Raw genomic sequence first — 22814 nt, forward strand, 5'->3', positions numbered from 1 at the left:
GCCTACGCTTCAGCGACGCCTTCGAGCAAACCGTCATAGACTTCCAACAGCACGTTGGTGATGGCTTGTCCGAGCGCGTTGCCCGCCGATCGAAGATCCTGCTCACTACCATCGCGGGCGGCCTTCGCCAAATCGAAGCCCTGCTCGCTGACGATCTGCTTCGCCGCTTCGATAGCCCAGAGCCCGAAGTCGCCTCGGCTATCGATTTCCATTGTTTTTTGCATTGCCATTCCATCTAGTTGCTAGCGCGGAGTTCCAGTTGCTTTTGGCCGCAGTGATAAGCGCGACGCACCCATATCAGCAATCCGCACATGATCCATCACCGTCATGAATCCGCAAATGCCAATTGATTCAAAACCGTCGTTGGACGGCGCCTCGCATGGAGGTGAGAATCCGTTCCATGTCACACGAAGAAATAGGTGAGCTTCACCTTCGCCGAAGCGATCCCGCTCAGAACATGCGGCGCTTCTACACGCTCGCGATCCAGCCGAACTTATTCGGCGGGGGTGGTACGCCATTGGGGCCGGATCGGCACGAACGGGCAGGAAAAGATCGAGACCTGTGATGAGCCTCAGGTAGCGGAAGCGGCATATGGGCGGCTGGAGCGCGTCAAGCGTCGAAGAGGCTACAAGGAACTCGAGGTCGAAGAAAACCGCTGACATCAGTGGCCGATCTGTTCTACGCCGCACGATGAGTTCGCCGAGAGTCTTCAGCCCTCGTTTCGCCGGGGGCGCCTTAGCCGACGAGAAGCTGTGGAAATCCCGCGTTTTGGGCGCTCAACTCGCTCTTCAACCGATGACAGGACGAAAATCGCCTGTCACGGATTCCGTATCCATCATAATGCGGAGACTAACATGACCACCACCAATGAAATCGCCGACAAGATCGCTACTGAGCACAGCCTGACCAAGGCGCAAGGTAAGGCAATCGTCGAGGCTGTGATCGCCTCGATCACCGAGGCTGCCGTCGCCGGAAACGAAACCTCGCTGCCCGGCTTCGGCAAGTTCAAGGTCAAGGACACGCCGGAGCGGGAAGCGCGCAATCCCGCGACCGGCGCAACGATCAAGGTCGCCGCGGCGAAGAAGCTGGCCTTCACGCCGGCTAAGGCACTGAAGGATGCACTGAACAAGTAAGTCCAACGGGACGAACAAAAGGAAAGCCCGGCCTCCAGCAGAGGTCGGGCTTTCGTGTTTTGTTCAACAAGCGCCGGTCACAGCGTTTGAGGCTGCAAATCCTGGATAATGCTATCAGGCACCGGGCAGATCGCCTCTCGGCCATAGTCATTGAGCAGCCGGCATAGGATGCCAGATGCGATCGGAACGAAGTCATAACCCAGAGCGATCGCGGTTGCGCGGAGATCGGACAGGGTTTCGAACGCCCGGATATCAGTACCGAGCCAGAGCGCCAGGTTCTCACCCTCGCTATCCGCGAAGGCCTGGAGAATGAACGTCTGCAGCGGGCGGTCGTATCCGATGACAGCATCGGGATCGGCATGGCGGGATGCGGTTCTGGTGACAGTGATCGTATAGCGGCTCATCGCCATCTCCTCGGATTATGTGGATGGGAGAGGCCGATCCCTTTCGGGACCGGCCATCTCGCTCAGGCCGGGTTGTTCCACAGGATGACCTTGCGATTGGCTTCCCCGCCGGGAGCCGGTGCGAGATTGCCGAAGATGACGCCGATCTCGGGCGCTTCGAGCTTGACGGAGAGATATTCTTCGCCGGTCTGGCGGGCGATGCGGGCCCACGCCGCGCCGATTTCGAAGCCGGTCTTGCGGTGGATGATGCGGTAATCCGGTGCTTCTTCGCTTGCCTTGTTGGCATTGGGGATGATGGCGATCGGGGCATTGACCCGGATGGTGGCGAAGACGCCTTCGAGACTGCCGTCGGTCTTCTGCGTCAGGGTTGCGATCGTGGTAGCCATGGTAATTCTCCTTCGGTTGCTCGGGACCATTCCCGATGGCGCCCGGAGAAGGGGCCGAGCCGCAGGCGTCACCGGAGCGTCAGCGCAGGGGAACCCCTTGCGGGTTGACGCTGATTGCGGCCGGTCCCTTAGAAAGGCGACATAGAGAACGGGAATGGTTTTGAAGCGACCGACGGAGAAAGGCCTTGAGGCTTGACCGCACGCTGATGCAGCCACCGGGAGCCGTCACCGTCTCTTGAGGCATCCGGACAACCGACGGCTTGCGCGGTTCCCCTGTGTAAACGGCTTGCTCCGAAGCCCGATCGCCTCAATGGCGCTCGCCGTCCTGAGACTGTTTTAGCAGGTCAACCGTGAACACCCGTCTGCGGCGATCGGCGAAAGGCAGAACGTCAGCCGAAGACAAAGCCGCATCAAAGAGCACTATAAGGCGATTGTCCGGAGTCGGTTCGGGCTGGAGCTTACCGCTTCCTCTGAAACAGTACCCAGACCGCAAAGGCCTTCCGATCGGATCGGGGCGCCGCCAGCAGGTCCTTGATGGCTTGTTCGCAGTTGTCGATCAGGACGAGGACATCGGGCCGCGCGAACCGGGCGAGCGGATCGTAGTCCGCCCGATGACGCTCTTCCTGCATGGCAACGAAGGTGTCAGCGAAGGACAGAATGCCGTTCGGGAACTCTTCGTTGCGGCAACCTTGCAGGCATTTCTGGAGATACCGTGCTCGAGCGCGCGATACATTTGAACCCAGGCAGCATCACTGCGGCTGTCACCGGCTCCAACCAGAAGATCTGCGCACTCACGCGCCAGGCAGTGAAAAAGCGCATAATAAGCGGTGCTGACACCGCGCTTCAGGTCGGATTGGCGTGGACGCTTGGGGCTGGCTTTCGCAAGCCGGCGTGCCGTGGCGATTAAATCGTTCGACACGGATCAGCTTGCGATCTTTTGTTGTTCGTTGAAGTGATGACGAACCTGCGGAAATCGACTTTCCCCGAGAGCCATCAAGGCTTTCCGGAGCTCGGTCGTCAAGCCGAAGGTCACTTTCGAGCTAATTGGCCGGTCGACAAAGCGGTACTTTACGTCAACAACCAGAATCGGATCGCCCTCGAGATCGCGGTCGGATCGGATATCCGCGCCTTCAAAGCCGCTCGTTTCCAGACGGTCGCGGAGAAGCCTTTCGACCGTCTGTTCCACCTTGCTCGAAATGTCGTGTTCCTGAGTCATGCTGCCAATATAGTCGACATCGCACGAATTGTGCCACTCTCAAGGTGAAATGAAAAACCGGTCCACTGCGCGGCGGCCGGTTCATAGGATCGTTCGGAACAAGGCGGCCTAGTCGCCGCCTGCCTGCCAGACCGGGATGCCGAGCCGGCGCGCCTTGTCGGCGAGATTGCCGGTAATGCCATTGCCCGGGAAGGCGATCAGACCGGCCGGTACGACAGACAGCATCTCGTCGTTGCGGCGGAACGGAGCAGCCTTGGCATGTTTGGTCCAATTCGGCTTGAAGGAGATCTGTGTCACCTTTCGGGCCTCTGCCCAGCAGGCGGCGATGCGCTCGGCGCCCTTCGGCGAGCCACCGTGAAGCAGGACCATGTCGGGATGCTTGGCATGCGCTTGATCGAGCTTCGCCCAGATACGATCGTGATCGTTGTAATCCATCCCACCTGCAAAAGCGATCTTGGTGCCTGCGGGGATCAGCACTTCGGTCTCGGCGCGCCGCCGAGCAGAGAGGAAGTCGCGACTATCGATTATCGCCGCGGTCATATTCACGTGGCTGACTTTTGAGCCGGTACGCGGTCACCAGGTAGAACCGGTTTGCGCTTCGAAGAGATCGGCGGCGAAGTCGCGCATGAACTCGAAACTGTTGCGGCGTTCCAGCATCGTGATGCCTTCGGCAATCAGACGCTCGAGTTCGACGCTTTTGACTTCGGAGCCGTCCTGTTCGCGCTGGCCGGTACGCTGTGCCTCCTCATTGCGGTCGAGCTCGCGCTGGATGCGCTCGCCGGCACGATGGAAGAGATTAACAGTCGACCAGAGGAGGTCCTCGAGATCGGGTTCGAGCCGCGTGTCGCCGAGCATCTCGAACAGGGCGTCGAAGATCGCGGTCAACGAGGCCTGGACGACCGGCTCTTCGGGGAGCGGCCGAGGATCTGGCTCGTCCTGGAAAGGACGATGCCCGTAGATCTGCATCTCGTAGATGAAGCGGTCGGTTGGTGAGGATGCGTACTGCGGCTCGGGGCTTTCGTCGAGGGTCGAAAACAGGTCCATTAGGATCTCCATCGGTTTTGTGAGCCGCGCCTTTCGCGGCCTGACGGCGATCCCCGTCCACGCGGGGAGCGGACCGGAACCGCGGCGGATCGCGCCGCGGCCCAGCAAAGCGCCGGGCGGCGGAGGGCGGGTTTCTTGGTCCGCGAGGAGCAGCGGCAAAGCCGCTGCGGGGAAGAAACCCAACCGAGCCGCTGAAGGTCGGGCACCGCGTGGTATGGGTCGCCTCCCGGCAGGCCTGCAGGCGCGGACAAACATGGAGATCGAGAAGGCCCGTTCGCTCCAGACCTGCCCTAAGCGCCACTTCGCAGCGCCGGCCCGCCGCTTCACGCAGCGGGCAGGAACGCGGCGACGTCTTCCGGACAAAGCTGCCGACGAAGATTTACAGTCACTCGGTCCAGTTCTAGAGATCGAAGATCGTCGTTGAAATCGCCCAGTTCAGGGGTCAGCAAAAGCGGCAGAATGCCGAGTGATCGAGCCGCCTGACTTAATCTCTCGCTTCCGTGGCGACCAGCATCATCCGCGTCCGCAGCGATATAGAGGCGTAAGCAGCTTACCGGCGCTTTAAAGGCGGCAAGGTGGTTGGCGGTGAGCGCAGCGGCAATCGGCATTCCTGGGATGACATACGATAGAGATAGCATGGTCTCGAGCCCCTCACCCGCTGCCATCACCTTCACCGGCGCATCGACCGGCACATTGAAGCGCACCGCATTGCCGAGCAGGCTGCCCAATGCCCGCCTCGGAGTCTCGACCTTTGCTTTGCCGTCACCGCTCGGATCGAGCCAGGTCCGATGCACTCCGGTGATCGCGCCGCTCGGATCTGTGACAGCGGCAATCAGCGCGGGATAGCGTCTAGTATCGCCCGTCAGCAGATCGCGGTAGTAGCAGGACGGGTGAAAGCGGAGTGCGGCGTGGTCCGACCCGCGCAGTATCCCGCGTCGTCGCAGATATTTGTCAGCGAGTGTGTCGCTCAGCGGCTGGCCCATCGCAAACAGCCGTCGTGCCCGTTCAGCTGCCGGGCGATTCGAGCGGCCTGGGGCTCCGATTGATCGATATTCCGATGCGCTCCCGGTTTTCGGTAGGGTCAGGAACTGCCGGGCCTCCCTCGCGACATCACAAAAATCGATCAGGCCGCAGCTCTCACGGACAAGATCAAGGAGATCGCCGTATTGACCGGTTGCCGCATCGGTCCAGCGGCCAGCCCGTGGGCCGGCCAGATGAACATAGAGCGAACGGCCTTTGCTGTTTGCCGTATCGCCGACGATCCAGTAGTTGCCATATCGCCGCCCGGCCGAAAGATAGTGGCGGCACACCGCCTCGGCATGGCGCGCGAGACGGGCAGCCAGTTCGGATGCTGACATGTTAGACCTCCTTCAATCTGGGCTTGAAAGCTCGAGCAAACGATGACGCAGCGTCAGCCTCTCGAGTATCGCCGGCCCCTCCTGCGACATTGGCAAAACGAGCCGTTTTTCCTGGCAATGATTTCGGAGAAAAGTCCGATGGTTTTCAGCCAGTCGCGGAGCAGGGTAGAAAGGTGCTGCAGCGCCTGGTTCTCGTCCGACCGCCGGCTGCGGGTCGGCATGAGCCTTGCCAGTTCGCCAGCATCGCGAGGGGCGAGTGCGGCGCTCTGGAGTGGGTGGCGATCCCCGTGCCTGAGCGGACGGGCCTGCGATAGTCAAGAAAAGGAAGCGGCGTATTGGCGGCATCGAGGACGCGGTCCCCTCGGCTGGCCCGGGTGAAAACAATCGAGCGGGTCGCCGCGTCATGGATAACATTGTTCGAGAGCGAGGAAAGCTCCAGCCTGACCGGGCGCCCTCAAAGTCGGTCAAATCAACCTTTCCAGCCCCTCTCTCACCCTCCGATAGTCTTCGAGGCCGGGCGCGGGCCGACCACGTCAGCAGCCGGCAGCGCACATCGAAGCGGTTCTCGGCTCTCGAAGTTCACGCCACTCAGTTCCAATCAACAAATCTTGGACTTCCAATTGTCATGATCGATGGTGCCAATTTTCTGGGAAACCCGGACGAGCATTGTACAAGCGGTTCTTGGAACTTTGGGCACGCCCTTTCGGATACGCCAATGGTTCCGATCGTTGGCCGCGCCGTGCTGACAAGATCACGCTGATGCCGGAGATGGACAAGGCGGGCCACAGCTATATCACGCTGGACCCACCCTCAGATTTGGCTGCCAGCGCAGATCGAACAGCCGCCATTATAGCCAAACGGTTTGACAATGCCCTTGCCCCAACTGGGCGCAGTGGGATAACGGGATGGGAGTTTGGGAGACACAATTCGACGGCTGCATTCAGTCAGGAGGCGCTTTCCAGCAGCTTCTTCGCCTTGCCTTCGAACTCCAGGCGCGTATCCTGGTTGGTCTTAGTGCGTGCCAGGGCGGTGATGCCCTGGACGAAATCGAAGACCGATTCCGGCGGTCGCCCCTCTTCGGACAAGACCATCTCGATCACCTTGCCGGTTTCACCTTTCGAGAAGCCGCTGCGACGCAGGAAAGTTTCGCGATCTTCGTCCTTGCGGGCGACGATCCGCTCGCGCGCCGCCTTGATGCCGGCCACGAACGGCGCCGGCGAGGAATTGGCAAAGCTGGTCAATGCAGGCGCTGCTTCGTGCGCGAAACGCTCAGCGGCGAACTTCGAATGTCGAATGGTGATCTCCTCAAAGTTTTCCGCGCCCCAAAGATTGCGATTGGCGCAAACGGCGCGCAGGTAGAAGGAGGCTATGCCGAGCGTTTTCGACCCGACTTCCGAGTTCCAGGCATAAAAGCCGCGGAAATAAAGATCCGGCTCTCCGTTTGGCAGCCGCCCGGCTTCGATCGGGTGGGTGTCGTCGACCAGAAACAGGAAAACGTCACGATCCGAGGCATAGAGCGTCGTCGTGTCTTTGGTGATGTCGACGAAGGGATTGTGTGTCATGGTCGCCCAATCGAGCACGCCAGGCACCTTCCACATCGTATCGCCGGTGCCATTACCGGCAATCTTCATTACCGCCGAGACAAGTTCATGGTCCCAGATGCGGCCGTATTCAGGTCCGGTGACGGCCCTAAGTTCGAGCCGTCCATCATCCATCTCGAGCGTCTTCACCAGCTCGGCACGATGATTGAGCAGGCCGTGCTGGAGGTTGATGGCGGCAAGTGGCGCCGGCAGCTGGCGCATATAGGTAGCGGGCGCGCCGACCAGGCTGCAGAGCTGGCCATAGCTCCAATGGGTCGGCGCGAACGCCTGGCGCTGGCCGGGAACAAGGAGCTCGAGCCGGTCAGCGTTGTCGCGCGTGGCCTCGACGCGGATTGCCGCACTCTCGATTGTTCGCGCCTGAGCCCGGTCGGCTCGGGAGCGGACAGTATCGTAGAGATCCGTCAGCGACAGGAACCGTTCGTCGTCCGGGCGAGAAAACCATTCCGATGAAACTCGGCCGATCCGCTCGCCGCGGGAAATATCGACTTTGAAGCCGGCAGCTATGGGCCGGGTGTTGGTGGCGGTGTTCATAGGACTATCTCCTTAAAAGCAAGAGCCCGGCGCGACGGCCGGGCTGGTTGAGGGAAATCAAGGGCTGAATGGATCACCCTCGATGGAGGCGCCGGCCTCCCAGTTTTCATCGTCGATAGCTGTGCGGCAGGCCGCGTCCAACGTCTCGGCGGAATAGGTACATGCTACAAGAAACGTTAGTGACGGATCGTTTCGATCGTAAAATCGGGCACTGCACTCGCCTATGGCGGATGCGGCCCGGTGTCTTTATCGAAGCCGGCCGTCGGCCAGGACTGACAAAACGGGACTATGCTGCTGCATCGAGATGCTGGTTCTCATCGGCAGGCCTGGAGGCATCATCGGCATCTTCGGCCAGGAAAGCCGGTAGATCGGGAGCCATTGCCTCGTGTGTCTTGCCGTCGGCAAGCTCAACGGCTTCGACAATCGTCTCATCGGTCGAGGCGCCATCCGTGATGAGCCGAAGCGGCTCAGGCAGCCAGCCGGTACCGATCATCAACCGTTCGGCTTCGCGAGCCATGTCGGCCTTCTTGTGATGGCCGATCAGTTCCGCTGACTGGTCGCCTTTCGCCTCGAGGACCGCTTGCAGGATGCGGGCCTTCGTGACGCGGCCAAGGTAGTTGTCAGTGGTCGGTGTCCAGCCAGCTTGGACCATCCCGAAACCGATCGATCGGGCCAGTTGATCGGCATGTGCGACCGCCCGGGTCCGGTTGTTCCAGGGCTCAATCACCGCGTTGACCGATAGCGAAGCGCAATGCGCAAACAGCGTCTGGCGGCTAACCTCATCGAGCGCGATCAGGAACGCCCAGAGATCGTTCGGATCCTTGGGAAGATCCTGGCCCCAACCTTCCTGCCGCTGTTCGATCTCCTTTGCCCAAACCGTGTCGCCAAGCCCGTCAGTTTGGCTGAATTTCGCGCTCTGCAGGCTCACTTCCAGGCACGAGTGTGAACCGTAATGATAGAAGATCTTGAGCACAAACGCATGCAGCATGGCAATGAAGGCCATGACCGGATCGTTGGCAAGCGCATTGCGACGCGCGATAGTCCGCGCTGCCGTCAGATCGACGATCAGGCGATCGGGCAGCGGCTTGATCGTCTCATCCTCGTCTTCCGGCTGATCGCTGCCAACGCTCGATCCGATCGTGACCAGGGAACTGTCGTCGAAAGCGACACTTCCCTGGTCACGATCACCGTCAGCATCGGAGGCGCCGACCTCCGGCTGTCGCTCATCTTCGGGCCGCAGGAATCCCCGTTCGATTTTGAGTTCGCCGCCGGCGCCGATCGAGATAAACACGCCTCCACGAGCAACCTCTTCGGGGTCAAAGACATACGGCCGGTCATTGAGCCGGTCGAGCTCGGCACCGAGCTCCTCGAGCTTCTGTTCCGCCGCCTCCGAATATTCGCTCGCCGCGGCATAGTCAGCATCGAGCTTGTCGTACTCGACCCGTGTCGCATCGTAGCGAGCGAGTTCCTCCTCGGTCATTTCGGCCTGCTTGCCGCAGGAGCGGCGCAACATGGACGTATGGCCATAGGGAAAATCGAAAGCGACATCGATCCATTTCCAGCCCTCGGCCCCACGGATCGCATCGGCGGCGGCCTTCAGTTTTTCGAGCGCGAGTTGCTCCAGCAACGCCGGATCCTGCAGCCATCCGCCCTGATCCTGCTCGAACAGATCGCGCATCACCACGCCGCCGGCAGCCTCGTAAATGTCGACGCCGACATAGACAGCACGACGGTCGCTGGCGCGGATGGCGGTTTCGGTTAGCAAGCGGCGGATGTAGTATGGCTCGCGGCTGTGGGACCAGGAGATCGTATCCCAGACCTGCTCCTGGCGGACATGATCGTTGGTGATCGAAAACGCCATCACCTGCTCAAGCGTGATTTCGTCTTCGGCATAGACATCAAGAAGCCGCGGCGAGACGGATGCGAGCCGTAGGCGCTGTTTCACCGTGGCAAGCGAAATGAAGAAGCGGGCGGCGATCTCTTCCTCTCCGAGCCCCTGCGCCCGCAGCGCCTGGAAGGCGCGGAACTGATCGAGCGGATGAAGGCTGACGCGTTGGACGTTTTTGGCAAGCGAATCCTCGACCTCAAGTGTGTCACCGCGGCTGACGATGCACGGAACGCCAGCGGTCTTAGTGAGCCGCTTCTGCGACACGAGCCGCTCAAGGGCACGATAGCGGCGCCCGCCGGCAGGGATGCGGTAAATGCCCGTTTCCTTGCCGTCGGCATCGAGTTCGGGACGGACACTAAGGCTTGTCAACAGACCGCGGTGGGCAATATCTTCCGCAAGATCCTCGATCGACACGCCCGCCTTGATCTTGCGGACGTTCTGCTGGCTGAGCACCAGCTTATTGAAGGGAATGTCGCGGGCTGCACTGAGGGTAAGTTTCTGGATGCCCTGTGCCATGTCGTTTCTCCGTAACGGACCGGCCGAAAACTCTCTCCAAACCTGTCAATCCGTCACAACTCCCCTTCCCTCCTCTTCCTCTCACATCTCCCATTGGCCGACCGCATTAATCTCGCTGTCCGCATCCTTGCTTTGATCCGTGCTCGGCCCTTCCAGCATCAGGGCAGCGCTTCTTGCTCCGGACCGGTTTTGCCTTCTGGTACTTGGCGATTGCGGGGTCAATCGGTCGATAAGCCGAGAAGAATGATGTCTCCCCTCGACCAGCCTTCGGCGAGGCTCATCAGAAACTCCATCTCCCGTCTGAGCGTGACGGTCCGACTGACATCGTCGGCATGTTCGGTTTCGGCGCGGACGTGATAAAATTCGCCGACCGCAATTCCGGCTGCTTTTCGTTTGTCCTCAAGCGTGGACTTCAAACCTGCAAGCTCATCCTTCACAGCGAAATAGCGCCGCATTACGGCGATCAAACGCAGGTCGTTTTCTGCTCGATCCATATTAGCACCTTCCGAAATATTCTGATTAGGAAGGAGCAGATTCGCTCTTTTCTGTCACGTCCTGATCGACGATGGTCAACATTGTACTTTAGCGTGATAAAATATAAAAAGGATGTGAGCTTCATGGCAAAACGAGAAGTCTTCCATGCATCGCCAACGAAGGAAGGCTGAAAGGACTCTTCAGGTGGAAAGACCATCTCCACCCATACGATGCGAGCCGCAGCGGAGCCCGCTTCCGCGCCTCACAGGTTATTCCAAGAGGTAGGTTGTGTATCTCCCGATCCCGCGAATATGCATGATTTCCCGCCGCGCGGGCGGGCGCCCTTCGCCAAGTGCATCGTAGGTCGTTTGCGATATCTGAATTTGACCCGGTACGCCGCAAGATTCCATTCGACTGGCAACGTTGACCGTATGTCCCCAAACATCATAGACAAAGCGCTTCCGACCAATTAGTCCCGCGATGACCGGGCCGCTATGGATGCCGATCCGCAAAGTCAGTGCTGATCCATCATCCGTGTCTCTAGGCATTTCAGCCAGCATTGCCTTGGCGAACCCAACGCCCGCCTCAGCGTGATCCACGCGAGCGTCCGGTAATCCTGACGCCGCCATATACGCATCACCAATCGTCTTGATTTTTTCGATACCATATTGATCCGCAAGTGCGTCGAAACGACTAAACAAGTCTCCTAGTCTTCGGACCAATGCTGCCGCAGGCGTTCGTGCTGCAAATTCCGTGAAGTTGACGATGTCGGCGAAAATAATAGTCGCCATATCGATGCGATCGGCGATCACTTCCTCTCCGTCCGCAAGCCGCTGCACGACCTGCGCCGGAAGAATTGCATGAAGTAAAGTGTTTGCCCGCTCCTTCTCGAACTCTATCCGTGCCAAATATTCCTTCTCGCGCGTTCGCCAACGACGACGCTCAAGACAGGCGGCAATGCGCGCTTTAAGCAGGACGGAATTGATCGGTTTGCGAAGATAGTCCTCCGCCCCAGCTTCAATGCACCGGGCAACGGCGTCATCATCCTTCAGGCCAGAAATCATCACGACCGGGATCTCGCGAAACTGGCGGTTCGCTTTAAGCTGGCCTAAAAGCTCTATGCCGTTCATGTCGGGCATCAGGACATCGGCTAGCACGAGATCGAATTCCTGCTGACCGAAGATACGAAGCGCCTCGTCGCCGGAGCTTGCCGCAACGACGGTGTGTCCATCGCGGCAGAGGCGTCTGGACAGGAGATCGCGATTTGACGCGGTGTCGTCGACGATGAGGATACGTCCTGCGCGTTCAGTAACGGCCGAAGGGAGGGTCGCCATTGTCCTGGCCAGATCGGCGGCGATCGTTCCGTCGAATGTCGGCTGAAATTCGTGATCCGTATCGAGGGACGATCCATCAAGTGTTTCGTCAATCTGCGCAAGCAAATTGCGGCTTTCGCGAATGACCTTCGACACATCCTCCAGCAACCGCTTCGGCAAGGTGTCGGTGAAGTCCTCGATCAACATCTCGGAATAACCGAGAATGGCATTCATGGGCGTTCTGAGATCGTGCCGCAAAAGTTTATCGACCGAGGGGGCATTCCCACTCTCAGGCGTTTCAATGTCGAGAAGTCGCTTGATCAATGCATTCAGCTCCCGCGCGGCGCTCAATATCCTTTCAAGGTCGGGCAAAGCATCACGGGGTCCCGCTTCACGCACCTCCTCCGTGATCAGTTCCTGATAACCCAGAATGGCCTGGGCCGGATCCACGATGTTTTGGGCGATTTTGGCGATATACATGCGATGCCCGATGTCGCGAGATTGAGCCATTATCGCTACCCTCCGGTCAGACGCGCGATCTTGTCGAGCAGACCCGGCAGTTCGATCGGTTTGGTATCGTAGTCGTCACAACCGGCCTCGATTGCCTTTTCCCGATCGCCGGCCATGGCATGGGCAGTAAGTGCGATCACAGGTATGGCAGCGGTGAGAGGATTTTTTTTGATCCGCTTTGTCGCTTCCCAGCCGTCAATGACAGGAAGGCTCATATCCATCAAAACCAAGTCCGGTCGCTCGGTCATGGCAGCCTCGACACCGGCGAGCCCGTCGCTTGCGCTGACAACTTCGTAACCGCGTTTCTCCAAGCGGCGGGAGAGCATATCACGGTTCATCTCATTGTCCTCGACGAGAAGAATTTTGACCATGCCAACCTCTCTCCTCAAGCCTCTTCCTTTTGCGGAAGATGCCGCTTTAAAGCTGCAATCAGATCCGTGCGGCCTTTGGTTCCCTTTCTGACCACTTCCTTGGCCCGAACACCCAACCAATCCAGCTCTTCGCGGGTCAAGTCTTTCGACGTGACGATAACGACCGGAATATCTGCGAGGTCGTGCCTGTCCCCAACCACCTGAAGAAGCGTGAAGCCATCCATGTTCGGCATCATCAGGTCGAGAACCATAATCGTCGGCCGTCCGGCCTCAAGTTGCTTAAGACCATGATGACCGTCAGCCGCCTCCCGAACCCTCCAACCCTCGCGGACGAGGACCCGGCGAAAAAGATCGCGCGTCGCAGGATCATCGTCGACGATCAGCACATCATGACGTGCTTCACCGGCAACTGCGTTCAGAGTATCGACGAGTTGTTGGGGATCAATCGGCTTGATCAAATGGTCAACAGCACCGAACGCCAGGCCCATCTCGCGATCGGCCACGACTGTCGCGAGGATGACGGGAATATCGCAGATTGCCTCGTCCGACTTGATTTCGCGCAGGACGGACCAACCGTCTTGGCCAGGCATGATCACGTCAAGAACGATGGCGTCCGGATGCAATTTGCGGATTTTTGCCAAGCCCTCTTCCCCACCCCTCGCCTCGATCACGGCAAAACCTGCGCCGCGAACAGCGTCGGAGACGAATTTGCGAGCCCGCGCCTCATCATCGACCACGAGAACTGTTGGACGCGCGCCCGCATCTTCAAGGGCTTCGCCTTCCGATGCATTTTCCTCAACAATATCTGTTCTGATGATCGCAGGAATTGTGAAACGAAAGGTCGAACCCTTTCCGAACTCACTGTCGACCGTAATAGTGCCGCCCATCATCTTCACGAAATGCTGCGTGATGGTCAGACCAAGGCCGGTCCCGCCGTAATTCCGCGTCGTCGACGAATCCACCTGTACGAATGCATGAAATAGCTTTTTCTGCTGTTCCTTCGTCATACCGATTCCGCTGTCACTGACGGCAAATTCGAGCCATTCGCCCACTTCGTCCTCATAACGCCGCACCGAAAGCTTGATCTCGCCGTTCTCCGTAAATTTGGCGGCATTCGAGAGAAGATTGAACAGGTTTTGCCGCAACTTGGTCTTATCGGTCTCGATCTGGTCCTGCTCCACGGAGGCACTCACCAGCAGACGGTTGCCCTTTTTGGCGATCAGCGGCGCGACGGTATTTTGAACATCGGCAAGGAGCTGTCTTAGACTGAGGCGCTCAACGTAAAGCTCCATCTTGCCCGCCTCGATCTTAGAGAGATCAAGAACGTCATTGATAAGCGCCAGGAGGTGGCGTCCCGAGCCCATGATTTTATTGAGATCCGCGATAAACTCGGTTTGCCCGAGATCGCTGGCATCCTCGATGAGCATTTCGCTATATCCGATGATCGCATTCAGAGGAGTGCGCAGCTCGTGGCTCATGGAAGCCAGGAAACGGCTCTTCTCTTCACTGGCGACCTCCGCGCCACGCTTTGCCTCCTCCAGCTCCCCCTGTCGGTTCTTCAGATCCGATATATCCGTGTAGACCGCCACGGTGCCGCCCTCCGGCGTCTTTCGCTTGGCAATGCGCAGCCATGTTCCATTGGCGAATTGCCGCTCGATCATGCCGCGGGGCTCGCGGTGACGCTGCATGGCCTCGGCGATCCAGTTTTCTATGCCGCCGCTTCCAATATCAGTCGTGCCGCGTTCTGCCTGCGCTCGAACGATATCTTCAAAGGCTCTTCCCGGCGTCATTAGGTCGGCAGTGCCGGGAAACAGTTGAAGATAGCGTTGGTTGACCAGAACCAGCCGATCGTTCGCGTCAAAGAATGCGAAGCCATCGGGGATGGTTTCGATCGCCGTCATCACGGTGTTGCGCTGGCGCTCGGCGGCGGCTTCAAGCTCGCGACGCTCTGCCTGGCTGTCACGCAGCAACCGCAGCGTCTTTGAAAGTTTCCCGAATTCATCGTTGCCTTCTGGCGGCAGTTCGACGTCCTCCTCTCCCCTCGTCAGTTGGGTCATCGCCCTGTCGATCCGGCCAAGCGGCACAAGGATAGAGCGGAGCACCAGCCAGGTCATCAGAATGCAGGCCAGCGTCGTCACGCTGGCTGCGATCAGAGCACGCAAATAGGTGTTGCGCGCCGTTGCGTCGGCTGCGTCACGCGCCAGATCAGCTTCGTTCTCGAGACGCTGCTCAAGGGACATGAGCACGGAATCGATTTGGTCGCTATAGCTTCTGGCAGCCGCCAGTCGCGTGTTTCCTATGACCCTGTTGTCGTTTGTGTAGGCATCAACGGCCTGCATTGCTTTTTCAAAGTAAGCATCCGAACCCTTTTGGATCGTGTTTGCTTCATCGGGTGCGAAGACCTTGATGCGAACGAGGTCTTGTTCGAGCGCTTTGCGGGCTTCTTGTGCGCGCCGCTCTGAAAGCGTCAAAAGGCTGACGGATAGATCCGTTAACCAATAGCGAACCTCGCCAAAATGGCGATGCGCCTTGGCAGCATCGTCGAACATATGGAAGCGCGCATTCGCCTCCTCAACGCGCCGCTGATTTTCACGCAGGTCATGCGCCATGAAGGCGACGCTGAGGAGCAACGCGACCAAAAGCGCAGCCGAAAGACAGATGAGGCGAAGCGGTATCTTTCGATCGGTCAAGCGGCCGATCCGCGTTGGAATGGTAACAAAGGCGCTCATTTAAACAGCGTAATGCTGATCGCACCGGCTAACTCGCCTTCAGCTTTACCCTCCTTCGGGTAGCCTGTTACATCAACCTCGCCTTTAGGTCCGCCGTGACAGGTCAGGCAGGATGCCGAATAGTATTCAGGGATTAGCATGCGAAAAGATTGACGGCCGTTTACCTCTACCTCCTCGGTAAAGGGTTTGCCCTTCGGCCAATCGGGAGATAGAAAATTGCTCTCTATGACATGCTGTTCCCACTCATCCGGGCGCGCCTTGCGATTGCGGATGAGTTCCTCCGGCGCAGTCACCTTCATCTTCGCCTTGTCGCCGACCTTTTCCCCGAAACGTTCATTGACCAACCGAGCGAAAGTCGAGGGAATGAATCCCTTGAAACCCACACCCTTCATGTCGATCATGCTTTGATGCTCGTCGACAACTTCCTTTATCGCTGCGACCTGCGCGTCGAACAATTGCTTGTCGAAAGGATTGTAATTTTGATCCGATATGGAATCGCCCTTGCGCTGGGCAAAGATCTGTAGCGCTTCGTTGACGACGCGTTGACCCGTGAGGTCCTTTTCTCCGAGGGATTCGTCGTTGATAAGTTTTTGATAACCCGAAATGACAGTCCGGCCGGCGCGCAACAACGCGGCAAGCCGTTCACCCGTTCTCATGTCATCTTCGTCGGCAAGAACAAAGCCCGCCAAAAGAAAGGTCGCGGCGCATGCCAAACAGACACCAGATATCAGGCCACGCCGCATGTTGAGCCTCGTAGTATAGGACCCGGGTCGCGATAGTATCAGTTTGTGCTAAAATTCAAAAGTCATTAGTAATGGTCAAGGATGCCTCACAGTCCCCTTTCACGCTGCGACGACGATGGATATTGCGCCAAGGAGGCGGCCATCGCTTCCGCTGAAAAGCAAACATGCAGCGGCATTTAACGTGGTTCCCCTGACATCCGGCGGCTCCCCTTTCGAAGCCGCCCCTATGCTCCAAACATCTTGCCCGGCACCGATGCGATGCGGGCAATCCCACTCGACATCGTGGCTTGGGTCGATGCTCATAAGCGTGCCGAAGCTGGCACATAAACGTTTAAGCCTCGCCGTAGCTGACTGTCACGATCGCTACGCGACGCGATGTCAACCGAAGCATGCTAAGAAGGCATGCTCCGGTTGCAGTTTTTACTTCTGAATGCAGGTGTCGACGGTATCTTTTGTGCATTCGTCGAGCCCGGTGAAGACCGGATCTTCGACCGTCTTCCCGGCGATCAGGTCCATCATCACGGACGGCGCCTTGTAGCCCATCTCGAACGGCCGTTGGCCGACGAGCGCTGTTACCAAACCTTCTTTTGCAATGGCCACTTCGTCACCGATCGTATCCGCAGCGCCGATCACGAACTCGTTCTTGCCGATTTTGTCGGCCATCGGCTTGAACAGGTCACGATACGGTTGCGGAGCGCCGAACAGCGGCCAGCCTCCCATAATGCCAAAAGCGTCGAGGCTTGGATTTGCAGCCAGGATATCGGTCATCGCCTGCACGCCCTTGGCGCCGTCGTCATTGGTGAAGACGGGGCAACCTGCGACTTCCGTCCAGCCGCCCTCACCCTTCAGCGCAGTAAGGCCTTTCTTGCCTGTCAATGTATCGCGCATCCCCTGAGCACGACGAAGAATGTTGTCGGCGCCGGGGTTGCCTTCGATCGTGCAGATCTTGCCGCCGTTGGGTTTGGCCTTCTTGATGTATTCGCCAATGCGCGCACCCATCAGGTAGTTGTCTGTCCCAAGATAGGTTTTGCGCAGCGCTGCGTCCTCGGCCGCAAGGTCGGCATCGAGCGTCATGACCGGCACCTTAGGGCTGGCCGTCTTCAGGGTCTGGGCAATCAATTTGGCGTTCGAGGGCGAAATAGCGATCGCCGCGGTTTCGGCCTTGCCGAGCACGTCCTGCACGATCTGCGCTTCGCCGGCTTCATCCGATGTCGAGGCCGGACCAGTGTAGAAGCACTCATATTCGGAGTTCGCATTCTCCTTGTTCCACTTCTGGCAACCCTGGTTGATTGCTTCGAAGAACGGGTTGTCCAAGCCCTTCACGACGATGACAAGCTGTTTCTTGGCCGCCAAGGCTTGTCCGGCCGTTAGCGCCAATACCGCGACTGTAAGCAACAATGCCTTCCTCATAGCTTCCTCCCCTTTGAAGAAGGCGGGCACCACTGCCCGCCCCGTGATCAACCCGGATACCAGATGATGCGAGCTTCCCCTTCCGAACGCTCGTATCCCCAGGCCGAGTCGATAAGCATTTCCAGATCGTAGATGGGGCTCCAATTGAGCAGGTACTTAGCCTTGCTGTTGTCCATCCAGTTCGAATGGAACTGGCTGCCTATATCGATGGAACCGAGACCCCGGGTACGCGCGAGATAGGCGGCGACCTCGCCATAGTCGACCGGACGATCCATGCAGATGTTGAAAAGCTGTCCCTTAGCGCGCGGATTGTCGATGGCCGAAAGCATGGCTGAGACAAGGTCTTCGACATGGACAAAATTGCGCTTCAGCGGGCGCCCATCCGCGTCGCGTAGCAGCGGCACTGTGCCGTCCCTTGCGTAGCGCTCAGCGTCGGCCTGCGGAACAAGCGTCTTCCAGTCGGGTCCGCCGAAGACGTCATCGCCGAATGAAAGCGAGAATCTGAAATCGTCTTTTTCCATGATCCAAGGCGCTCGCAGGCAGCAGCCGTTGAGCCCGTATTGAATGCCGAATTGCTCCAGCATCACTTCTTCCAAGACCTTCGAAAGCGCATAGCATCCCGGATAAGCCCGATGCGGTGTGGCTTCGGTAATGGGTGTCTCGTGACGATAATAGAAATGACCAATACCGGCGTCGCCGCCGATAAGGATGAACTGTCGTGCCGTGGGACTGGTGCGGAAAGCCTCGAGCAGCCAGAAAAGTCCCTTTACCGTCACGTCCATCACATCGGCAGGCGTTTCCTTGCATGTGGCGAGATGCACTACATGGGTGACACCCGTAAGCGTCCTGGCGACGGTTTCCCGGTCGGCAATCGAGCCTTGTGTGACCTCGACCCGCTCTGTCTCAGGACACAACCGATTATGGCAAAGCGCGCGTATGCGCGCCTTTGAAAATCGTGGATCGCCAAGCACTCCGGCAATAAAATGCTGCCCAACCTTGCCCGTTGCGCCGGTGACAAGGATTAACATGCTCTCCTCCGGCAACAGCTAATGTAAGGATACCTTCGCGCGTCAACGGAATTGTACTACAAACGAATAATTGTAGGGAAGACGGTAAATTAGTGACATTCGATTGACGATTTCGCGCGGTTCTGAGTAAATATTGTTGATGCTCGCAGGGAGGAGACCGGCGGGCAAAATCGCAGCTCAAATCGAAACGAATATATTCGGAAAGGGCGAGCCTGCGGCTTTGGGAGGCTAGAGGGCCGGTGGCAGTTCTTGAGCTCGCCAACATCTCAAAACATTTCGGCGCCATCCAGGCGGTAAACGATGTTTCGTTCTCGTTGGAAGCGGGAGAGGTCGTCGGGTTGATGGGCGACAACGGCGCGGGCAAATCAACGCTGGTCAAGATGATTGCCGGCAACTTTCGGCCGAGCCACGGCACGATGAGCCTCGATGGGGAGGATCTCGTCTTGCATCGGCCGGTAGAAGCACGCCAGCGCGGCATCGAGATCGTCCATCAGGATCTGGCTCTCTGCAACAATCTGACGGCTGCAGCAAACGTCTTCCTGGGGCGCGAGCTTCGCCTCGGCCTCGGCCCCTTGCGGATCCTCGACTATAAGGCGATGTACAAGCGCGCCGGCGAGATTTTCAAGGAGCTGAAGTCCGAGACGCGTCCGCGTGACCTCGTGAAACAGATGTCAGGCGGCCAGCGGCAGGCCGTCGCGATCGCCCGCACGATGCTGGCGGAAGCAAAGCTCGTGCTCATGGATGAACCAACCGCCGCGATTTCCGTTCGCCAAGTGGCCGAAGTGCTGGCTTTGATCCGCCAACTTCGAGATCGTGGCATTGCCGTCATCCTGATCAGTCATCGCATGCCGGATGTCTTTTCCGTGGCCGACCGGGTGATTGTGATGCGGCGCGGACGGAAAGTTGCCGACAAGCAGATCGGGGCAAGTTCCCCCGAAGAAGTCACAGGGCTCATCACCGGCGCGATCGAACAAGTATAATCGAAGGCCGTGCCGGTATCGAAAGCAAGCGAGGTCGCATGGCAATTACTCTTGATCAAACGATCGCACGCAAGCAGCGGAGTTGGCTCGCTGCAATATTCGGCAGCCAGACATTCTGGGTGCTGATTGCCGTCATCCTTGCCTGTATTTTCCTCTCATTCGCCACGAGTTCGTTCGCAACATCCACCAACCTCTACAATATCACCCGCAATGTCACCTTCGTGGCGATCATCGCGCTTGGAATGACGCTCGTCATCATCACCGGTGGTATCGACTTATCCGTCGGCTCCGTGCTTTGCCTTTGCAGCATGGTGCTCGCAGTCGTCATGCATGCCGGTTACGGGATCGGCACGGGCATTGCCGCTTCGATCGGCACAGCCCTCATCGTGGGCGCCTTCAACGGAGTCCTGATCGCCTATCTCGGTTTTCCACCGTTCGTCGTCACGCTCGGTATGTTGTCGATCGCCCGCAGCCTGGCGATGGTCGCGTCCAATAACACAGTCGTCTTTCAATTCGGACCGGATCACGACAAGCTCCTTGCACTTGGCGGTGGCGCCTGGCTGTTCGGCATTGCAAATCCGGTGCTTTACATGATCGCGCTAGCGCTTCTGACCGGCTTTGTGTTGCGATGGACCAGATTTGGCCGCTACGTCTTTGCCATCGGCGGCAACGAGCATGCCGCAACGCTGACCGGCGTTCCGGTGCGAAAGATCAAGGTTGCGGTCTATATCCTTTCGGCTCTGTCTGCCGGCGTCGCTGGCATTATTCAAACCGGCTGGCTCGGTGCCGTCACCACGAATATAGGCGCAGGGATGGAACTGCAGGTCATTGCCGCAACTGTTATCGGCGGCGCCAATCTTGCCGGAGGCGTCGGCACGGCGTTCGGCGCACTGATCGGTGCGGCCTTGATCGAAGTGATCCGCAATAGTCTCGGCCTGCTTGGCATCAATGCCTTCTGGCAGGGCACCTTCATCGGCGGCTCGATCGTGCTTGCTGTCTTATTCGACCGTATCCGCAACTTCCGCCAGAGCGAATAGGACGGGGCGGATCATTGCATTCCGCACAAGTTCGAAAGGCGTATTTGCGCCCACGTGCGCAGGAATTCCTGCGTCTGAGGCAGTTTGGATAAGATTTCGCCAGCTTGACCACTAATATTTATGGTCGAATCCGTTACTTTGCATGCACCAATATCCAGTGTCACCGTCGCCACAACCTTGCCGTCCAGTGGTGATAACTGGAGAAAGGAATCTGAACTCGATCCGCAAGTGAGAGACACGTTTGCGGTGACAGAAACACCACTTGGAGCTGTACAGAAATCAACGGCCGTTACCTCAAGCCTCCGGGTGCGATTTGGTCCCGAAGGCATCTGCTCGCATAGCTTCGCACTCGCAATTATTGAACTGACTTGCTGCCATTCCGGGCTTTTCAAAGCTGACCAACAGCCAGCCGAGGCCAGATCTGAAAAGGTTACAGATAATCCTGCAGAAATACCGAGGACTTCCGCGAATTTGACAAATCGGCCGCTCATTGGACCGCTTTCTCTATTTTTAAGACATTAAATTCTACATGGATTTAGGGTTGTCTTCAACTGCCAAGGCTTTGTAAATACTACCATAAATTTTCACACGCATTTGTTGCAAACAATAGAGAGCGTTCGGCAATATCGTTCTCGAATGCTTTTACCGGCGTCAATTTTTTCTGGCGGCATGGCCGCTGCGCAGACCCCGCTCGGCTCATCGGCACGCTGCTGATACCGTCGCGTGCTTCATCGCAATGTCGACGCGTAGCGATGATCCCTGAACATCACAATTCAAGTTTGATATGAGCCAAAGCAAAGCTTCATGCGCTCAGTCATCACCGGGATGAACCGATTGGCGATGCGTCATTGGCTGTACGGCTGTCAACGGCCGGCATGCGAGTGCTCAATCCTGGATCGTGCGGCCGCGAAAGCGACTTGTGCCGCTCGCGCATCGCCTCGGCTGATTGGCGAACGACTTCGGATATCTCGAGGAACTGTTTGGTCAGGGGGCTGGTCTTTCGCCAGATCATGCCGATCGTTCGCGATGGTTCAACATTATGAAAATGGGCGATGGACACGGGCGCCGAACGCGTCTCCACCGCTACTGCCATTTCCGGGATCAGGGTGACACCAATGCCGGCGCTGACCATTTGGACCAGCGTGGACAGAGAGCTGCCATCCATCAGCTCCCGCGGCACTGCCGAAGACAGATTACAGAACGATAAGGCCTGATCGCGAAAACAATGGCCCTCTTCCAGCAGAAGCAGCCTCATCTCGCGCAGCGCTTCGCGATTGGGTACCGGCTTGCCTTCATCCTCGCTCGGCCGAACCAACACGAAATTTTCCGAAAACAGCGTGATCTCGGTCAACGAGGGTTCGGATACGGGCAACGCAACGATTGCCGCATCAAGCCGGCCCTCCGCAAGCTCCTGCACCAGCTTCGAGGTCTGCGTCTCGCGGACGTGAATGTCGAGCCCGTCGTGCATGCGTGTTAGATTGCCGATGATGGCCGGCAGCAGATAGGGTGCGATCGTCGGAATGATCCCCAGGCGCAACCGCCCAACGAGCCGGTTCTGCGAGGCACGCGCCATATCTGCGAGCTCATCGACAGAGCGAAGGATATCGCGGACGCGAAGTACAAACGCTTCCCCGAAACTGGTCAACCGAACCTGGCGTGCGCCTCTTTCGAAGAGCTCTGTGCCCAGCGATTCTTCCAGTTCCTTGATCTGCATCGACAAGGCAGGCTGGGAGATCGCGCAGACATCTGCCGCGCGCCCGAAGTGACCTTGTCGTGCCAGCGCCTCGAAATAGCGAAGCTGTTTGAGTGTCAAATTCGTCATAACCCTACCTTATCGCCGCAATCAGTAAATCCAACTTAAATTAATGGAACTGCTTGGCTATAGTTCGTAAAGCGCCGATGAGGTGTAGCCATTATCACGCCTGGCTCATAAAATGGCCACGGACGATGTGCAGCTCGTTGACGTCCAGACTGTCCGGAAACACCGGTGCCTCCCAAGCTCGTTGTCGCGACGGTCTGCTTGCAAACAAACAAGGACATTTCATGCGTCTGGTACTTCGTCACCGTGCCGACCATGAAACCGGACCGCTTTTCAGAGGATTCGCGATGAACTCTTCTGGATGGCTCAATTCAAGTAATCAC

The 22814-nt window shown here is 58.1% G+C and carries 21 protein-coding genes and 1 pseudogene; 6 read left to right on the plus strand and 16 right to left on the minus strand.

Annotated features, from left to right (window positions below):
- Window positions 1-2 precede the first annotated feature (2 nt).
- Entirely contained in the window at window positions 3-224 is a 222-nt protein-coding gene (locus PH547_RS20940; RefSeq protein WP_283053716.1) for a hypothetical protein, read from the minus strand.
- Window positions 225-419: 195 nt separating this feature from the next.
- On the opposite strand from PH547_RS20940, the gene PH547_RS20945 reads away from it, so the two are divergent.
- A complete protein-coding gene (locus PH547_RS20945; protein WP_350223747.1) occupies window positions 420-659 on the plus strand; it encodes a WGR domain-containing protein in 240 nt (79 codons plus the stop codon).
- Between the two features lie 195 nt (window positions 660-854).
- Window positions 855-1133, plus strand: coding sequence for an HU family DNA-binding protein (locus tag PH547_RS20950; protein WP_283053714.1), 279 nt, complete (start codon window positions 855-857; stop codon window positions 1131-1133).
- Window positions 1134-1210: 77 nt separating this feature from the next.
- Here PH547_RS20950 and PH547_RS20955 read toward each other — a convergent pair whose 3' ends face one another.
- Both PH547_RS20955 and PH547_RS20960 read right to left on the minus strand, forming a co-directional pair.
- Window positions 1211-1537: a hypothetical protein gene (locus tag PH547_RS20955; protein ID WP_285169345.1), complete on the minus strand. Its 327-nt coding sequence runs from the start codon at window positions 1535-1537 to the stop codon at window positions 1211-1213.
- A gap of 62 nt (window positions 1538-1599) precedes the next feature.
- The gene (locus PH547_RS20960) at window positions 1600-1923 is read right to left on the minus strand and encodes a DUF736 domain-containing protein (protein WP_104827118.1); all 324 of its coding nucleotides are present in this window, start codon (window positions 1921-1923) and stop codon (window positions 1600-1602) included.
- A gap of 539 nt (window positions 1924-2462) precedes the next feature.
- Here PH547_RS20960 and PH547_RS20965 point away from each other — a divergent pair.
- Together PH547_RS20965 and PH547_RS20970 are read left to right on the plus strand one after the other, a co-directional pair.
- Window positions 2463-2660 carry a hypothetical protein gene (locus PH547_RS20965; protein WP_283053712.1) on the plus strand — a complete coding sequence of 66 codons (198 nt, stop codon included), beginning with the start codon at window positions 2463-2465 and terminating at the stop codon, window positions 2658-2660.
- Between the two features lie 203 nt (window positions 2661-2863).
- Complete coding sequence (locus tag PH547_RS20970) at window positions 2864-3187, plus strand: hypothetical protein (RefSeq protein ID WP_285169346.1); 324 nt, start codon at window positions 2864-2866, stop codon at window positions 3185-3187.
- A gap of 60 nt (window positions 3188-3247) precedes the next feature.
- Here PH547_RS20970 and PH547_RS20975 read toward each other — a convergent pair.
- The 11 genes and pseudogenes from PH547_RS20975 to PH547_RS21025 form a co-directional block, all read right to left on the minus strand.
- Window positions 3248-4183, minus strand: a pseudogene (locus tag PH547_RS20975) (DUF2493 domain-containing protein).
- Window positions 4184-4506: 323 nt separating this feature from the next.
- A complete protein-coding gene (locus tag PH547_RS20980) occupies window positions 4507-5541 on the minus strand; it encodes a DUF7146 domain-containing protein (protein ID WP_285169347.1) in 1035 nt (344 codons plus the stop codon).
- A gap of 944 nt (window positions 5542-6485) precedes the next feature.
- Window positions 6486-7673: a DUF932 domain-containing protein gene (locus PH547_RS20985; protein WP_283053708.1), complete on the minus strand. Its 1188-nt coding sequence runs from the start codon at window positions 7671-7673 to the stop codon at window positions 6486-6488.
- 286 nt (window positions 7674-7959) lie between these two features.
- A complete protein-coding gene (locus PH547_RS20990) occupies window positions 7960-10077 on the minus strand; it encodes a ParB/RepB/Spo0J family partition protein (RefSeq protein WP_285169348.1) in 2118 nt (705 codons plus the stop codon).
- Between the two features lie 218 nt (window positions 10078-10295).
- The gene (locus PH547_RS20995; protein ID WP_285169349.1) at window positions 10296-10571 is read right to left on the minus strand and encodes a hypothetical protein; all 276 of its coding nucleotides are present in this window, start codon (window positions 10569-10571) and stop codon (window positions 10296-10298) included.
- Between the two features lie 249 nt (window positions 10572-10820).
- Entirely contained in the window at window positions 10821-12374 is a 1554-nt protein-coding gene (locus tag PH547_RS21000; protein WP_285169350.1) for an adenylate/guanylate cyclase domain-containing protein, read from the minus strand.
- Window positions 12375-12379: 5 nt separating this feature from the next.
- Complete coding sequence (locus PH547_RS21005; RefSeq protein WP_285169351.1) at window positions 12380-12745, minus strand: response regulator; 366 nt, start codon at window positions 12743-12745, stop codon at window positions 12380-12382.
- A 14-nt stretch (window positions 12746-12759) separates the two neighbouring features.
- Window positions 12760-15435 (minus strand): response regulator, encoded by a 2676-nt coding sequence (locus tag PH547_RS21010; RefSeq protein WP_285169352.1) that lies wholly within the window; start codon window positions 15433-15435, stop codon window positions 12760-12762.
- Between the two features lie 35 nt (window positions 15436-15470).
- On the minus strand, window positions 15471-16217 hold the full coding sequence (locus PH547_RS21015; RefSeq protein ID WP_104827128.1) for a Tll0287-like domain-containing protein: 747 nt from the start codon (window positions 16215-16217) through the stop codon (window positions 15471-15473).
- 420 nt (window positions 16218-16637) lie between these two features.
- Window positions 16638-17627: a substrate-binding domain-containing protein gene (locus PH547_RS21020; protein WP_283053702.1), complete on the minus strand. Its 990-nt coding sequence runs from the start codon at window positions 17625-17627 to the stop codon at window positions 16638-16640.
- 47 nt (window positions 17628-17674) lie between these two features.
- A complete protein-coding gene (locus PH547_RS21025; protein WP_285169353.1) occupies window positions 17675-18655 on the minus strand; it encodes an NAD-dependent epimerase/dehydratase family protein in 981 nt (326 codons plus the stop codon).
- Window positions 18656-18867: 212 nt separating this feature from the next.
- On the opposite strand from PH547_RS21025, the gene PH547_RS21030 reads away from it, so the two are divergent.
- Both PH547_RS21030 and PH547_RS21035 read left to right on the plus strand, forming a co-directional pair.
- Window positions 18868-19635 carry an ATP-binding cassette domain-containing protein gene (locus tag PH547_RS21030; protein WP_483315569.1) on the plus strand — a complete coding sequence of 256 codons (768 nt, stop codon included), beginning with the start codon at window positions 18868-18870 and terminating at the stop codon, window positions 19633-19635.
- Between the two features lie 38 nt (window positions 19636-19673).
- Window positions 19674-20672 (plus strand): ABC transporter permease, encoded by a 999-nt coding sequence (locus PH547_RS21035; RefSeq protein WP_260304108.1) that lies wholly within the window; start codon window positions 19674-19676, stop codon window positions 20670-20672.
- A gap of 11 nt (window positions 20673-20683) precedes the next feature.
- On the opposite strand, the gene PH547_RS21040 is transcribed toward PH547_RS21035, so the two are convergent.
- Both PH547_RS21040 and PH547_RS21045 read right to left on the minus strand, forming a co-directional pair.
- On the minus strand, window positions 20684-21163 hold the full coding sequence (locus tag PH547_RS21040; RefSeq protein WP_283053701.1) for a hypothetical protein: 480 nt from the start codon (window positions 21161-21163) through the stop codon (window positions 20684-20686).
- Between the two features lie 326 nt (window positions 21164-21489).
- Window positions 21490-22494: a hydrogen peroxide-inducible genes activator gene (locus PH547_RS21045; RefSeq protein ID WP_283053700.1), complete on the minus strand. Its 1005-nt coding sequence runs from the start codon at window positions 22492-22494 to the stop codon at window positions 21490-21492.
- Window positions 22495-22814 lie beyond the last annotated feature (320 nt).

The sequence above is a fragment of the Rhizobium cerradonense genome, assembly GCF_030182455.1.
Taxonomy (GTDB): Bacteria; Pseudomonadota; Alphaproteobacteria; order Rhizobiales; family Rhizobiaceae; genus Rhizobium.

Excerpts from the sequence above, each read along its gene's own strand:
- PH547_RS21015 (WP_104827128.1), bottom strand. The coding sequence starts at position 16,217 with ATGCGGCGTGGCCTGATATCTGGTGTCTGTTTGGCATGCGCCGCGACC.
- PH547_RS21000 (WP_285169350.1), bottom strand. The coding sequence starts at position 12,374 with ATGGCTCAATCTCGCGACATCGGGCATCGCATGTATATCGCCAAAATC.
- PH547_RS20995 (WP_285169349.1), bottom strand. The coding sequence starts at position 10,571 with ATGGATCGAGCAGAAAACGACCTGCGTTTGATCGCCGTAATGCGGCGC.
- PH547_RS20955 (WP_285169345.1), bottom strand. The coding sequence starts at position 1,537 with ATGAGCCGCTATACGATCACTGTCACCAGAACCGCATCCCGCCATGCC.
- PH547_RS21040 (WP_283053701.1), bottom strand. The coding sequence starts at position 21,163 with ATGAGCGGCCGATTTGTCAAATTCGCGGAAGTCCTCGGTATTTCTGCA.
- PH547_RS21045 (WP_283053700.1), bottom strand. The coding sequence starts at position 22,494 with ATGACGAATTTGACACTCAAACAGCTTCGCTATTTCGAGGCGCTGGCA.
- PH547_RS21025 (WP_285169353.1), bottom strand. The coding sequence starts at position 18,655 with ATGTTAATCCTTGTCACCGGCGCAACGGGCAAGGTTGGGCAGCATTTT.
- PH547_RS21035 (WP_260304108.1), top strand. The coding sequence starts at position 19,674 with ATGGCAATTACTCTTGATCAAACGATCGCACGCAAGCAGCGGAGTTGG.
- PH547_RS21020 (WP_283053702.1), bottom strand. The coding sequence starts at position 17,627 with ATGAGGAAGGCATTGTTGCTTACAGTCGCGGTATTGGCGCTAACGGCC.
- PH547_RS20985 (WP_283053708.1), bottom strand. The coding sequence starts at position 7,673 with ATGAACACCGCCACCAACACCCGGCCCATAGCTGCCGGCTTCAAAGTC.
- PH547_RS21005 (WP_285169351.1), bottom strand. The coding sequence starts at position 12,745 with ATGGTCAAAATTCTTCTCGTCGAGGACAATGAGATGAACCGTGATATG.
- PH547_RS20960 (WP_104827118.1), bottom strand. The coding sequence starts at position 1,923 with ATGGCTACCACGATCGCAACCCTGACGCAGAAGACCGACGGCAGTCTC.
- PH547_RS20950 (WP_283053714.1), top strand. The coding sequence starts at position 855 with ATGACCACCACCAATGAAATCGCCGACAAGATCGCTACTGAGCACAGC.
- PH547_RS20990 (WP_285169348.1), bottom strand. The coding sequence starts at position 10,077 with ATGGCACAGGGCATCCAGAAACTTACCCTCAGTGCAGCCCGCGACATT.
- PH547_RS20940 (WP_283053716.1), bottom strand. The coding sequence starts at position 224 with ATGCAAAAAACAATGGAAATCGATAGCCGAGGCGACTTCGGGCTCTGG.
- PH547_RS20980 (WP_285169347.1), bottom strand. The coding sequence starts at position 5,541 with ATGTCAGCATCCGAACTGGCTGCCCGTCTCGCGCGCCATGCCGAGGCG.